The organism is Veillonella sp. 3310 (genome assembly GCF_003999875.1).
GTDB lineage: Bacteria > Bacillota > Negativicutes > Veillonellales > Veillonellaceae > F0422.
In genome coordinates this window covers 56,436-70,952 of the sequence record NZ_RQVJ01000003.1, presented here as the reverse complement: position 1 = coordinate 70,952, position 14,517 = coordinate 56,436, and the positions used below count along the sequence as shown (strand labels likewise).

Annotated in this window: 18 protein-coding genes; 1 reads left to right on the top strand and 17 read right to left on the bottom strand. The window is 41.2% G+C overall.

Features of this window, described 5'->3' with window-relative positions; all coding sequences use genetic code 11:
- Window positions 1–8 precede the first annotated feature (8 nt).
- From clpP to EO127_RS05295, 7 genes are all read right to left on the bottom strand, one after another.
- Window positions 9–602, bottom strand: coding sequence for an ATP-dependent Clp endopeptidase proteolytic subunit ClpP (gene clpP, locus EO127_RS05325; RefSeq protein ID WP_177429254.1), 594 nt, complete (start codon window positions 600–602; stop codon window positions 9–11).
- A gap of 40 nt (window positions 603–642) precedes the next feature.
- On the bottom strand, window positions 643–1,971 hold the full coding sequence (gene tig, locus EO127_RS05320) for a trigger factor (protein WP_127448318.1): 1,329 nt from the start codon (window positions 1,969–1,971) through the stop codon (window positions 643–645).
- A gap of 99 nt (window positions 1,972–2,070) precedes the next feature.
- Entirely contained in the window at window positions 2,071–2,532 is a 462-nt protein-coding gene (locus EO127_RS05315; protein ID WP_127448316.1) for a CBS domain-containing protein, read from the bottom strand.
- Between the two features lie 12 nt (window positions 2,533–2,544).
- Window positions 2,545–3,444, bottom strand: a complete 900-nt coding sequence (locus EO127_RS05310; protein WP_127448314.1) for a hypothetical protein — start codon at window positions 3,442–3,444, stop codon at window positions 2,545–2,547.
- A 14-nt stretch (window positions 3,445–3,458) separates the two neighbouring features.
- Complete coding sequence (gene rlmH, locus EO127_RS05305) at window positions 3,459–3,938, bottom strand: 23S rRNA (pseudouridine(1915)-N(3))-methyltransferase RlmH (protein WP_127448312.1); 480 nt, start codon at window positions 3,936–3,938, stop codon at window positions 3,459–3,461.
- Between the two features lie 47 nt (window positions 3,939–3,985).
- A complete protein-coding gene (locus EO127_RS05300) occupies window positions 3,986–4,798 on the bottom strand; it encodes an MBL fold metallo-hydrolase (RefSeq protein ID WP_127448310.1) in 813 nt (270 codons plus the stop codon).
- Window positions 4,799–4,805: 7 nt separating this feature from the next.
- Entirely contained in the window at window positions 4,806–5,918 is a 1,113-nt protein-coding gene (locus EO127_RS05295; protein WP_127448590.1) for a RuBisCO large subunit C-terminal-like domain-containing protein, read from the bottom strand.
- A 432-nt stretch (window positions 5,919–6,350) separates the two neighbouring features.
- On the opposite strand from EO127_RS05295, the gene EO127_RS05290 reads away from it, so the two are divergent.
- Window positions 6,351–7,517: a pyridoxal phosphate-dependent aminotransferase gene (locus EO127_RS05290; RefSeq protein ID WP_127448309.1), complete on the top strand. Its 1,167-nt coding sequence runs from the start codon at window positions 6,351–6,353 to the stop codon at window positions 7,515–7,517.
- Window positions 7,518–7,602: 85 nt separating this feature from the next.
- On the opposite strand, the gene atpC is transcribed toward EO127_RS05290, so the two are convergent.
- From atpC to EO127_RS05240, 10 genes are read right to left on the bottom strand one after another with little or no spacing between them, the layout of a single operon-like run.
- A complete protein-coding gene (gene atpC / locus EO127_RS05285; RefSeq protein ID WP_127448308.1) occupies window positions 7,603–7,860 on the bottom strand; it encodes an ATP synthase F1 subunit epsilon in 258 nt (85 codons plus the stop codon).
- Between the two features lie 3 nt (window positions 7,861–7,863).
- Window positions 7,864–9,285, bottom strand: coding sequence for a F0F1 ATP synthase subunit beta (gene atpD / locus EO127_RS05280; protein WP_127010974.1), 1,422 nt, complete (start codon window positions 9,283–9,285; stop codon window positions 7,864–7,866).
- 22 nt (window positions 9,286–9,307) lie between these two features.
- Window positions 9,308–10,162, bottom strand: coding sequence for an ATP synthase F1 subunit gamma (gene atpG / locus EO127_RS05275; protein ID WP_127448307.1), 855 nt, complete (start codon window positions 10,160–10,162; stop codon window positions 9,308–9,310).
- A gap of 3 nt (window positions 10,163–10,165) precedes the next feature.
- Window positions 10,166–11,701 carry a F0F1 ATP synthase subunit alpha gene (gene atpA / locus EO127_RS05270; protein ID WP_127448306.1) on the bottom strand — a complete coding sequence of 512 codons (1,536 nt, stop codon included), beginning with the start codon at window positions 11,699–11,701 and terminating at the stop codon, window positions 10,166–10,168.
- A gap of 2 nt (window positions 11,702–11,703) precedes the next feature.
- Entirely contained in the window at window positions 11,704–12,270 is a 567-nt protein-coding gene (atpH, locus tag EO127_RS05265) for an ATP synthase F1 subunit delta (RefSeq protein WP_009353260.1), read from the bottom strand.
- Window positions 12,271–12,274: 4 nt separating this feature from the next.
- Window positions 12,275–12,769 (bottom strand): F0F1 ATP synthase subunit B, encoded by a 495-nt coding sequence (gene atpF, locus EO127_RS05260; RefSeq protein ID WP_127448305.1) that lies wholly within the window; start codon window positions 12,767–12,769, stop codon window positions 12,275–12,277.
- Window positions 12,770–12,798: 29 nt separating this feature from the next.
- A complete protein-coding gene (gene atpE, locus EO127_RS05255) occupies window positions 12,799–13,071 on the bottom strand; it encodes a F0F1 ATP synthase subunit C (RefSeq protein WP_009353316.1) in 273 nt (90 codons plus the stop codon).
- 20 nt (window positions 13,072–13,091) lie between these two features.
- Window positions 13,092–13,763, bottom strand: coding sequence for a F0F1 ATP synthase subunit A (gene atpB, locus EO127_RS05250; RefSeq protein ID WP_009353413.1), 672 nt, complete (start codon window positions 13,761–13,763; stop codon window positions 13,092–13,094).
- A 14-nt stretch (window positions 13,764–13,777) separates the two neighbouring features.
- On the bottom strand, window positions 13,778–14,164 hold the full coding sequence (locus EO127_RS05245) for an ATP synthase subunit I (RefSeq protein WP_127448304.1): 387 nt from the start codon (window positions 14,162–14,164) through the stop codon (window positions 13,778–13,780).
- Between the two features lie 9 nt (window positions 14,165–14,173).
- A complete protein-coding gene (locus EO127_RS05240; RefSeq protein ID WP_164742295.1) occupies window positions 14,174–14,377 on the bottom strand; it encodes an AtpZ/AtpI family protein in 204 nt (67 codons plus the stop codon).
- Between the last annotated feature and the right edge of the window lie 140 nt (window positions 14,378–14,517).

Genomic DNA, 14,517 nt, shown 5'->3' with positions numbered 1-14,517 from the left:
CTGTCTCCTTATTTTTCTGTTGAGGATGGACGAGTCAATACTTTATCAATCAAACCATATGCTTTTGCATCTTCTGCAGACATGAAATTATCACGATCTGTATCTTGTGCAATCACTTCTATTGGTTGACCCGTATGATGTGCTAACACGCCATTCAATTCTTCTCGTAACCGCAATATTTCACGAGCGTGAATTTCAATTTCAGACGCTTGCCCTTGAACACCACCCAATGGTTGGTGAATCATAATGCGAGAGTGTGGCAACGCATATCGTTTGCCAGGGGCTCCCGCTGTAAGCAACAAGGAACCCATACTAGCTGCTGAGCCCACGCAAATCGTGGACACATCAGGTTTAATGTACTGCATAGTATCGTAAATCGCCATACCAGCCGTTACCACACCACCTGGGCTATTAATGTACAAGTGAATATCTTTATCTGGATCTTCAGATTCTAGGAATAGCAATTGAGCTACAATACTATTAGCAACCGTATCATCAATAGGACCACTCAATAGAATAATTCGATCTTTTAATAGACGAGAATAAATATCGTAGGAGCGTTCACCACGACCAGTTTGCTCTACCACGATTGGCACATACATAGACATCTAACACCTCTTATACATGTACCTGCATTAGCAATTATTCAGCTTTTTCAGCACCTTTAGCATTGTCTACGATGAAACGAGCTGCTTTTTTACGTGCTACGGAACTAGCTAACATAGATACACGACCTTCTTTTACAATGATATCGTATACTTCTTTAGGGTCAGCACCGAATTGTTGGGACATAGCAAAGATTTCATAGTTCATGTCTTCAGGAGTAACTTGAACGTTTTCTGCTTTTGCAATTTCATCTAATACTAAGTCAGCGCGAACGTTTTCAGCGGCTGCTGCTTTATTTTCTTCACGTAATTCTTCAATAGTTTTATTAGAGAATTTTAAGTAGTCTTCTAATTTCAAACCACGACCTTCAAGGTTCATTGCTAATTCTTGAACCATTTGTTCAGCGCGGTCTTCAATCATGATTTCAGGGATATCTACTGTTGCATTTTTAACAGCTAATTCCACTAAACCTGCATTGTATGCATCGATAGCACGACGTGCTGCATCATCTTCCATACGTTTGCGAAGATCTGCTACAAATTCTTCTGCTGTATTGTAAGATGGCTCAGTTTTACCTTGACCTACAGATACGGAACGTACGAATTCATCAGTGATTTCTGGTAATTCTTTACGTTTAATATCATGGATATGGCATTCAAATTTTGCTTCTTTACCAGCTAATTCTGCTACGAAGTAATCTTCTGGGAAAGATACAGTAACAGTTACATCTTCACCAGCTTTGTGGCCGATTAATTGGTCTTCAAAGCCAGGGATGAAGCTGCCAGAACCGATTTGCAATGGGTAGGATTTACCTTCACCACCATCAAATGCTTCGCCATCGATGAAACCTTTGAAATCAATTGTAGCAAAGTCATCGTTTTGTACAGTTGCATCTTCTGGAGCTGCTACCATTTTAGCTTGTTGGCTACGGATATTGTTCAATTGTTCTTCTACTTGTTCATCAGTGATAGTAGCATCTTGTTTTTCAACTTCTAAGCCTTTGTAGTCACCCAAAGTTACTTCTGGTTGTTTTACTACTGTTGCTTTGAAGATTAAATCTTTACCTTCTTCGAATTGTTCACGTTCAATGTCTGGGTTGCTAACAGGAACGATTTCATTTTCACGAAGTGCTTCTGTGTAAGCACGACCTGCTAATAATTCAAACGCTTCTTCAGCGATAGCTTCTTTACCATAGTTCATTTCCAAAATTTTACGAGGTGCTTTACCTTTACGGAAGCCTGGAATATTAACTTGGCCAGCGATGCGTTTTACAGCTTGCGCAAAACCTTTTTTCACATCTTCCGCTGGAATTTCGATTGTAATAGATACCTTGTGCTGATCAACAGCAGTTACAGTTGCTTTCATGAAAGTATTTCCTCCTTAGGGTATAATGCACCCAAATTATAAGTTTTAATATTGCATTTTTAATATTATCATAAAGTTGTCAATCGTGCAATTATTTCCCTATTTACCTTGTTCTTCAGCGATAAGTTTCATGATATCATGACGGCTTACCATACCAATCAAATGATACGCATCATCAACGACTGGTAAATTTTTCAAATATTTTTCAACCATGGCTCCCACCGTTACTTCCACTTCTGCATCTGCATAGGCAGTGATTACTTCTGTGGTCATGATTTCTTCTACATGGTTAGCCATCAATTTTTTGAATTGTCCATCATATTCACCGATGCCGCCATAATAGATATTAGCTCCTAAAATATTGATGTAATGTGGCGCATGGGGGCGAACCTTTTTATACAACAAATCACCTTCTGATACAATGCCAATCAACTTGTTATCTTCATCTACTACAGCAATAGCTGTTAAATTGTGTTTTACCATCAGTTTGGCTACATTTGTAATTTGTTCATCTTTACCAACAGTAATTGGGTATTTGTTCATAATTTCTTGTAATGTCATAGTGAAGTCCTCCTATTTCATATATACATAGGCAGCAAAGATAGCAATGACTATCGCTGTTACAACCAAAATGGCAGTCAAACTTTTACGGTTACCCCCATCGCCCCCTTCTTGGGTTCCGATGTGGTTTCCTTCATCATCATAAGCATGACGATATTGCCCTTCTAAATCCGTGTAATCCGTTACATCTTCTATTTTCGCTTGTTGACGCAATTCTTGCAATCGCTTTCTACGTTCTTCTACATCACTTGCTACAGAATGGACCTGTACTTTCATCACATCTTCTCGCAATCCTTCAAGACGAGGTACCATTAATTGCAATCGCTCTACCAAAGCCTTATTAATTTCTACGCAAGAACTCAGTGCTGTTTGATGTAAAAGTAACATATGCACTACATCTTCTTCCGAAGCACTTGTGCCACCGGCTACCACAGATTTCGCAAATTCTGTTTCTTTTGAAAGCATCTCGACCACGGTAGAAATATAATAATCTAGACGATCAAAAATCTTATTTAGTTCTACATTCTGTTCTAGCAATTCTTGTTTACGATGCAATAAATACGCTGGATTACCACCAGATGTTTCCATTTGTTGAATCATATTCGCCATATCTATATAGATATCTAATACAGTGCATACTGTATCTGTTACATTCGTATATTCTCCTATACTATCTGACACCATATGACGACGTTCTTCTAAAGACTCTGATTGCCCCTTCTCTTCTAATTCGACAAAGAGTGCCTCATATCCTTGTACCAATCCCTGTTTTTCATTTTGAATCGCAAGAATATCTTCTTTTCCTTCTATTAATTCTGTTGTATAATGCCCTACAAATTCTGGATCCTCTAGGGGCAACTCCTGTATATCTGCTGATACATAAGTAATTCCTTTTTCAATTGCACTTGCCATGCATATCTCCTTTCTTACCAATGATAAGGTTCATTTCGATTAATCTTACAAGCTCTATATAATTGTTCTACTAGTACAAGTCGCACCATCTGATGGGTGAAAGTCATGGGACTGATGGACAATTTCCATTGTGCTCGTTGCCGTAATTCTTCAGACACCCCAAAGGCGCCACCAATGAAGAACACCATCTCGCTATGGCCTTGCACTTCTAATTCACTAATTCGTTTTGCCAAGTCTTCAGAACTTATTTGCTTTCCATATACATCTAGCAATACCACAAAGGATTGTGGTGTGCAATATTTGAGCAATCGCTGCCCTTCATCATAGAGGGCTTTTTGCTTATCTGATGGACTTGGCTTATCTCCTAATTTACTTTCTGGTAGCTCTGTAATAGTGATGCCCCCATACGGTTGCACTCGCTTAACAAATTCTGCCACCCCTTCTCGTAAATAAGGTTCTTTTAACTTTCCTATACAATAGATAGAAAATTTCATAGATTCCTATCTCCTAAAACCTTCAATACATGCCAATCTAAGACTCTTTATATATCACGAGATACACCAATGGAAGTATACTTTTTGGGATCTCCATGATACGCCGTAAACCCTTCTTGACCTTGTGTGTGGCACCAAGCTAACAAGCGATCTGATAGCTGCTCTACTAAATGGAGGGAATTATTTTGCTCGGAACGATGAGCAAAGACAACTTCCATCCCCTTAGGTCGTCTTAGGGCTGATAACACTTTCATAGCCGTTATATTACACAAATGTCCTGATTGGCCTTTTACACGACGTTTTAAATCTGGTGAGTACGGTCCATAGAGCAACATCTGTTCATCATAGTTCGCTTCCAAGACCAATAAATTGGTATCATGCAAATGTGTTAACATCTCCTTTGATACCATACCTGTATCTGTTAGCAAAGCTGCTTTTGTATGCCCTTTATAACAAGTGACTCCTATCGGGTCCACCGCATCATGGCTAGTAGAAAATGGTTGTAATACCATATCCCCTATGGTCACTTCTTTCGTCCCTAACGTTTGAAAGCACTCCGCAGATACGCTAAATTTATCCATAAGGCGCCGTGCTGTATTAGGTCTTGTGATAATAGGTAAACCCATTTGTTTAATCATTTGAGGTACCCCTGCAATATGATCAGAATGTTCATGGGTAATAACAATCCCTTCGACTATATGCTTCGGTATCTCCAAGTCTTGTAAGGCATTCGTAATCCGCCGGCAACTAATGCCTGCATCAATAATCACTGCACTGTGAGAACTGCGAATAATGGTGCAATTCCCTTTACTACCGCTAGCTACGACATGAACTTGTAATTCTTTTTCTTCCAATGTCATATGTCTCCTAGCTTCTTTCTAATACATCTATGAAAGCTTTCATATTGTCTGTTAAATCGGGTCCTCGTCGGAACATATCGCCCCCTACAAGGAACATCGTATCTGTACCGTAAATGCTCACCAATTCTGGTAATCGAGCCTCAGTTACACCCCCACCTGGAGCTGGGCAAGATGCTTTGATAGTTGCCAATGATTTTCGATTAGCATCACAAATTTGACGGCATAATTCCGGTTTGAATGTAAATCGCCCACCGTAGGATACGAAAATATTCATATCACCGCCGAAGATACGTGGTAATAAGCCCATCCAAATGGTAGCTGCAATGCCCGATGTACCCGGTAACGTGAATCCACCCATCATAGCAGGATGTACAATTAATGGCAGGTTCAGTGAATCATCCGTAGCCAACCGATGGAGCCAACCAAATCCGATTAAGGACGGAGCCACCATGAGAGCCGTAGCACCCACTTCTTTTGCATAGTGAGCCCGTTCTAGTACATCGGTGCCATCCCCAGATACATTCGCTGCATAGAGGGTATGATGACCACTTTTAGCATTCGCCTCTTGCACCGCATGAGCACATCGTGACACACGATCTTTGAAAGGCGAAAAGGATTGATTCGTCAATCCATGGTCATCCTTGATCACATCCGCACCGCCCATGGTGTAAGCATGACACATGCGAGCCAATTCTTCATTGGGCGTGCCCATCGGTTTGATGACCGCTTGAATCATAGGCCGAGTTGGGGTCTGGCATAATTCTCGAATGCCAGCTAATCCAAACTTAGGACCTTTAAACACGTCTAACAAACTAGGGCTAAACTCAATATCTACTATCCAAATATGTGGTTGCAAGGAAGAGTTGCCAAAGACTACATTTAAAAACTGTGTCACTTCAAACCCTGATGTCTCTACCGGGTAGGCAATCTTTGCCCAAAAACAATCTTCTTTTTCTTCCAGCGAAAGCAATTGTCCCACCATATGACGGCGTGCATCGCTTTCACCTAATAATTCATAAGGAAATTCAATGGTTTGCTCCACCTGTATGGACCAAGCCACTTGCTTCGCCTCTTCATAGGTGGGAACATGCAATGCATAGGTAACGGAAAATGTTTCCATCGGTAACTCCTTTCCCATCATTACAACTGTATCTATTCTATCTTGTGAGTTTTTATGTGAAAGTCAGTTACAACCTCTTAGGTTGTAACAATGCTTAGAGAATATGTCTCTATCTTTATAGTATGACATAAGTTCTGATGAAATGCTATGTCATACCTACAATTATACACTATATGCAATAAAAAAGAACCTCTAATCGACTAGGTTCTTTTCTAAGAATGTGGTACACTGTTACTATTGTTAACTCTATCATTATAAAAGGTGTTGTTATCCTCTGTATGCATTCTTATAAGTAGTTAATTCTATATGAACTTATTTTATGGCTTGCGATCTTCGTAAGACCTCTTATGAGTCAGAGCCCATATCAGGTAATACAACACCCATAACATTTAACATAGAGATACATGCATCATGTATCAGAAAGGACAACCTATGAACTGGAACAATTATCTTTCAACTATGACACAAACACTTCCCCCATCTGGGATTCGTAAGTTTTGGGAAAAAGCCATGGCTATGGACGATGTCATCTCCCTTTGCGTAGGGGAACCCGATTACATTCCTCCTCAACCTGTACTAGATGCACTTGTGGCTAGCGTAGAACGAGGAGAAACGAACTACTCTCCAAATGCAGGCATCTTGCCCTTGCGCGAGGCTATCAGCAATTGGTACAACCGCCGTTACCATGTGTCTTACGGTACAGATGAAATGATGCTTACCATTGGTGCCAGTGAAGCCATCGACCTTTCTTTGCGGGCATTGCTAAACGAAGGAGACGAAGTATTAATTCCAAATCCATCCTACGTGGCTCACCAAGCAGAAGTTCATATGTGCGGTGGCAAGGCTGTACCTGTGCCAACACATTTGGAAGATGGTTTCAAACTTCGTGTGGAAGAATTAGAAACACTTGTAACAGAAAAGACAAAAGCTATTTTAATGTGCTACCCAAGCAATCCTACGGGAGCCATCATGGACTATGAAGATCTGTTGCCTATCGCAGACTTTGCGAAAGCCCATGACCTGATCATCATCTCCGATGAAATTTACTCAGAACTTACCTACCACAAGGACCATGTATCTATGGCATCCTTGCCGGGCATGAAAGAACGGACCATCATCTTAAACGGCTTCTCCAAGTCCTATGCTATGACCGGTCTTCGCATTGGGTTTCTCTGTGCTCCAGCACCATTCATTACGGCCTGCATTAAACTGCATCAATACAGCATTGTCGCACCAGCTACTCCAGTGCAACACGCTGCCATCGTGGCTCTCAACGAATGCGATGACTCCGTAGTGTCCATGCGCCAAGATTACTTGGAACGTCGCGACATGATTGTGAAAGGCTTCCAAGACATGGGCTTACCTATCGCCGTTCCAGAAGGGGCTTTCTACGTGTTCCCTGATATTTCCCAAACCGGTTTATCCGATGAAAGTTTCTGCGAACAATTGCTAGAACAACAACACGTTGCGGTTGTACCAGGATCTGCTTTCGGCACTTGCGGTGCTAACCGTATTCGTTGTTCCTATGCGTCCTCTAAGGAAACTATCCAAGAGGCCTTGCGCCGTATCAAACTATTCTTAGATTCATTACAAAACTAATATAGACAACTATGTATTCAAAAGGGTTGTACCAGACTGCTAAACACAGTTGGTACAACCCTTTTTCTATCTCTTCGATATGTAATTAAGCACGTTCACAAGAGGCCGTCGTGATATACACAGAATTATTTTCCACTTCTAGGAATCCCCCAGGTAGTATAAATTCTTCACGCTTGCCATCATGGTCAATGCGAATCGCCCCAGGCGCCAAAGCGCTCACTAAAGGCATATGATGTGGTTGGATACCAAACTCTCCATCGAGAGCTTTTCCTACCACCATCGTTGCGTCTCCAGAAAACACTGTTTCATCAGGAGTAATAATTGTTACATGCATGGTACTCATAGATTATTCTCCTTTCCCTAACATGTCCCTTCCTTTGGCAACAGCTTCATCGATAGTTCCCACCATGTAGAAAGCACTTTCCGGTAAGTCATCATGTTTACCTTCTAGGATTTCACGGAAACCACGCAATGTTTCCTTCAATGGCACATATTTACCAGGACTGCCTGTAAATACTTCGGCTACGAAGAATGGTTGACTCAAGAAACGTTGAATTTTACGAGCACGAGCTACGGTCAATTTATCCGCTTCAGACAATTCTTCCATACCTAAGATGGCAATGATATCTTGTAAATCTTTGTATTTTTGAAGTACTTCTTGCACGCCACGAGCTACGGAGTAATGTTCTTCCCCTAATACTAATGGATCCAAGATACGGCTTGTGGAGTCCAATGGATCCACAGCTGGATAAATACCAAGTTCTGCAATGGAACGAGACAATACTGTAGTAGCATCCAAGTGAGCAAATGTAGCCGCTGGCGCTGGGTCAGTCAAGTCATCGGCAGGTACATACACGGCTTGTACAGACGTAATGGAACCTTCTTTTGTCGATGTAATACGTTCTTGTAATGCCCCTACGTCATTAGCCAATGTTGGTTGGTAACCAACGGCAGATGGCATACGACCTAGCAAGGCAGACACTTCGGAACCAGCTTGGATGAAACGGAAAATGTTATCTACGAATAACAACACGTCTTGTTGTTGTACATCACGGAAATATTCGGCCATTGTCAAACCTGTCAAAGCTACACGCATACGAGCTCCAGGAGGCTCATTCATTTGTCCATATACAAGAGCTGTTTTAGACAATACGCCAGACTCTTTCATTTCGTTCCAAAGGTCATTCCCTTCACGGGTACGTTCACCAACGCCTGCGAATACGGAGTAACCACCGTGTTCTGTAGCGATGTTATGAATCAATTCCATGATTAGAACTGTTTTACCTACACCGGCACCGCCAAATAGACCGATTTTACCACCTTTTACATATGGCGCAATTAAGTCTACGACTTTAATACCAGTTTCTAAAATATTAGTTTCTGGTGCTAATTCATCAAATTTTGGAGCGGCACGGTGAATTGGCCAGTGTTCATTCACTTTCACTTCCGCTGGATCATGGTCTACTGTTTCGCCTAATACGTTGAAAATACGGCCTAGTACACCATCACCAACAGGAACGGAAATAGCGGCACCTGTGTCCACTGCTTCCATACCACGAGTTAATCCATCAGTGGAACTCATGGCTACACAACGAACTGTGTCATCACCTAAATGTTGCATCACTTCTACAACAATTTTAGACGTTTCTTGTTCGTCGCCTTTTGTAATAGTAATTGCATTGTAAATAGCAGGCAATTCACCTTTTGGGAAGACAACGTCTACCACCGGTCCAATAACCTGAACTACTTTACCTATATTTGTACTCATATACGAGATACTCCTTTATCTATTATTGCAATGCGTTTGCACCGCCTACGATTTCAGAAATTTCGTTAGTAATACCTGCTTGGCGCAACTTATTGTATTCTAAGTGCAAGGTACCAATCAATTCGCCTGCATTATCAGTAGCGGATGTCATGGCCGTCATACGGGCACCTAATTCACTAGCCGCCCCATGTAGCAATGCATTATATACAGTGCTTTCCACATAGGCTGGCAATAATTGTTCCAATACAGACCCTTGGTCCGGATAGAATAAACTTTCACCGGCCTCTGCTGTATCGGACTCTAATGAAAGAGGTAATAAGCGCTCATGAGTCACTTCTTGCAATAAGGAGTTCACAAACTTAGTGTATACCAATACCACTTCATCTACCTCACCAGACAAGAACATGGTTTTCACTTGTTCCACAATGTCTTGAGCATGATGAAAGCCTGGTTTATCAGAAAAACCTTGCAACTCAGAGACTACAGAATAGCCATGGCCTGTGAAATATTCCGTTGGCTTACGACCCACTGTGAATAAACCATAGGCATCTGTTGGCGTATCCTTGAGCAAGGATTGCACGTATTTAATGATATTACTAGTATAAGCACCAGCCAAACCTTTATCAGCACCTACCACCACATAGGCTACCTTATTCACAGGACGAACTGTGAGTAGCGGTAAATCTGCGCCCCCATCTAGAGAGGACATGCTTTGATGCAGCATGTGGCGGAGACGTTCTGTATAAGGTTCAGTACCTTTCGCTTTTTGTTGTGCACGACGTAGACGAGCAGATGCTACCATCTTCATAGCTTTTGTAATTTGCTGCGTATTAGTGACACTTTTTATACGCTTGCGTAAGTCTTGTGCACTACTCATAGATTACGCCTCCTCTGGTAATAATTCGTGAGTAGCACCAAAGACATCAATACATTCTAAAATCGCTTGTTGCAATGTTTTTTCTGTATCTTCTTCTAATTTCTTAGTATCTCTAATTGATGCTAATACATTGGCATAATTACCATGTACATAGTGTAATAAGGCATCTTGGAATGCTGGTACATCATGAACAGCTAATCGTTTGAAATAGCCATTAATACCTGCATATAAACATACCACTTGTTCTTCTACTTTTAACGGAGAGTATTGTGGTTGTTTCAACATTTCAGTTAAGCGTTCACCACGATCTAATTGTGCTTTTGTGGAGGCATCCAAATCAGAACCGAACTGCGCGAAAGCCGCCAATTCACGATATTGTGCCAATTCCAAGCGCAATTTACCAGCTACTTGTTTCATCGCTTTAATTTGCGCACTACCACCTACACGAGATACGGATAAACCTACGTCAACTGCTGGACGAACGCCAGAGTAGAACATATCTGTACCCAAGAAAATTTGTCCATCCGTGATGGAGATTACGTTCGTTGGAATATAGGCAGATACGTCACCTGCTTGTGTTTCGATAATTGGTAAAGCTGTAATAGATCCGCCACCCAATTCATCAGATACTTTTGCCGAACGTTCCAATAAACGAGAATGTAAGTAGAACACGTCACCAGGGTACGCTTCACGTCCTGGAGGACGACGTAACAACAAACTCATTGCACGATAGGCAGCAGCTTGTTTTGTTAAATCATCATATACGCAAAGTACATGTTTACCTTGGTACATGAAATGTTCACCCATAGCTACCCCAGAATATGGTGCTAAGTACTGCATAGGAGCCCCTTCAGAAGCACCAGCAGACACAACGATTGTATAGTCCATAGCCCCTGCTTCTTCTAATTTTTGTACAACACGAGCTACAGTAGATTCTTTTTGACCGATGGCTACATAGATACAGATAACATCTTGTCCTTTTTGGTTCAAGATTGTATCAATAGCAATCGCTGTTTTACCAGTACCACGGTCACCGATGATCAACTCCCGTTGACCACGACCGATTGGTACCATCGCATCAATGGCTTTCAAACCAGTTTGCATTGGCTCAAATACAGATTTACGATCTGCAATACCAGGTGCTGGATATTCTACAGGTCGATGTGTTTCTGCCACAATCTCCCCTTTACCATCGATAGGTTGACCAAGGGCATTCACAACACGACCAATTAAGCCATCTCCTACAGGAACCTGCATGATGCGGCCTGTACGGCGCACTTCATCGCCTTCTTTAATCAAGAAGTCATTACCTAGGAGAACGGCGCCTACATTATCTTGTTCTAAATTGAGTACCATGCCATATACGCCATGAGGTAACTCTAACAATTCGCCAGCCATGGCTTTTTCAAGACCGTAGATATGCGCAATACCGTCCCCTACTTCCAGAACAGTTCCTACGTCATCTACGTTTAATTCAACATTATAGTCCTGAATCTGCTGTTTAATAATGGCAGTAATTTCTTCAGGCGTCATTTTCATAATTAACCATTCACCCCAATCTTATTGGTACTTGCATTAAGCAATGATTTTTTTAATTCTTCCAATCGTCTAGCCATACTTCCATCAATCCGAGTATCTCCCACTTGAATGACCATGCCACCTAAGATGGATGGATCCACATGTTCTTCGATGACACATTCTTTGCCAGTAATCTCTTGTAACTTACGCAATACTTTTTCCCGCATTGCCTCTGAAAGTGGTTCTATAACCGTTACTTTCGCTTCCAAAATACCGCGACTTTCACGGGAGCGTTTTACGTAAGCACGAGCTGTTTCCATGATATAGGGACTGCGACGGCGGTCCACCATAACATTGAGAAAATTCATAATCAATGGATGCACTTCACTACCAAAGATTTGTTGTAAAATTTTCTTTTTTCCCGCTACTTCTAACATAGGATTGATTAAAATTTGGCGTAATTCCTCATGGGTGGAAAATAAATCTTGCACATAGGAAAGATCTGTATCAAATTGTGGTAACAAACCTGATTCCTGTCCTAATTCAAATATAGCGGAGCTATATGTTTCTGCAATTCTTTCTACACTCATCGTATCACGACCTTATAGTTGTACTATCAAGTTTTGCAATGGTATCCTCTACAAGAGCTACATTATCAGCACTGGAAAAGTCTTTTCCAATTAACTTACCAGCCACTTGTACAGACAAATTCACAACTTCTGCACGGATTTGTTGCATTGCTTTTTCCCGTTCCCGTTCAATTTCTTGGCGGGCGATTTCTTTTTCTTTCACTAGTTGAGCTCGTAACTCTTTGATTTGTGCTTGTGATTCTGCTTCTGCTTGTTCTTTTGCGGTCTCGATAATCCCTTGTGCTTCTTTACGAGCTTCTTGCAATTGCGCTGTATATTCAGCTTTCAACGCAGCCGCTTCTTCTCTAGCTTGTTCTGCACTGGTAAGATCATTCTCAATGCGACGTTTCCGTTCTTCCATGGTTTGCAATAACGGTTTATACGCATACTTTGCTAAAATCAACACTAGCACAATAAAGTTCAAAATCTGAAGTACGAGTGTGCCGTTTAAATCTACCAACGGTCATACCTCCTCTTAGCTAATGTCTATTATTTAAGTAAGTCTACCAATGGATTTGCGAACACTAATACAATCGCAATAACTGCTGCGATAATAGGCACCGCTTCGATTAAGCCTACAGAAATTAACATATTTGTGAACAATTTACCAGATTGTTCTGGTTGACGAGTCATACCTTCTAAAGCTTTACCAGATACAAGACCGTCACCAATACCTGCACCAATCGCAGCTAAACCAATTGCTAAACCAGCGCCAATGGCAGAACCAACCAATACATACGCTTTTGCTAATAATAATTCCATTATGATTTCCTCCTAAACTATTAATGTCCATCTCCAATTGTCATCCCCAAATACGAGGTAACGAGCATGGCAAAAATAAACGCTTGAATAATACCGATTGCTAGACTAAAGGCTAACCATACGATAGGAAGTACATAGGGTACCAAGGCATATAATAATTCTAAAAGAATTTCTCCCGCTAGTATGTTACCAAACAAACGGAAGGCTAATGTGACAGGTTTCGCTATTTCTTCCATTAAGTTGATGATGATAAATAATTTAAATGGCTGTACAAAATGCTTAAAATAGCCAATTCCTTTTACTTTCAAGCCTACAATCCATACAAGAATTGAGCTTGAAATGGCTAATCCCAAGGTGGTGTTAATGTCATTTGTTGGCGATGCCAAGATATGCGGACTTGGAATCAAGCCCAATTCATTACTCACCAAAATAAACAGAAAATACGTAAATAGGATGGAGCTTAAAAACTTCCACTGATTGCCTAGGTTCGTTTTAAACTGACCAGTCAATCCTTCTAGCACGCCTTCCATCACATTTTGAATCCCCTGTGGTACCATGGCCCGTGACCGTGTAGCTAATAGTGTGACTACAATAATGATTGCCATCACTAACCACGTCATGTATAGCGTATCCATATTAAAGGATATGCCCATCCATTGAACAACATGATGATGCCCTGCATGTAACTCCATATTCCCACCCCCTTTCACATAGATGATTCCCTATTACGTTGACGTACATACATACTATACTCAACATATTGCATAGGAACAAACACACAGATTCCGCCTAGTACACCTTTCATGGAAATAGAAGGGATCTGCGTGCTTATGCCTACTAACAATACGATTAAGCTAAACCGACTCATAACACCAATCCAAACTCGACGTTTCACATCGTCTAAGGTGGCCTCTTTCATCTTGTAGGTTTGAAAGGCTAAATACAAGAAATATACAACATATGTCATCATGCCCCATAGCCAACCCGTGATGTGCTGAGTCCAGTCCAGTATCCATAACACGACTACACCTAGTATAGCCACTGACAGTATCCATCGGCAATGACTTTTGATATAGGTTATATATTCTTTCATACAGTCTCCTTACATACACTGACGTATGACACCGTAAAGGCCTAGAAACCCACCGAAGATACCACCTATGAGCAACCCCCATGGGTTGGTGCCCATATAGTGATCAAAGGCATAACCAAGACCCATACAGATACCGATAGAACAAAGTATGGTAAATCCCGTAGTTGATGCTTTGGAGATAGCCATCCATAGATCTGATTTTTCTTTCCCCATAGACATACCTCCTATACCTCTAACATCGTAGATTATACCACCAATGAAAACAATTTTAACAATATATAAATTTTATATCTATCAAAACTTTCCATACGATTTGATTCAAAACCGTGTACATTCCTCAATTACACAGTCAA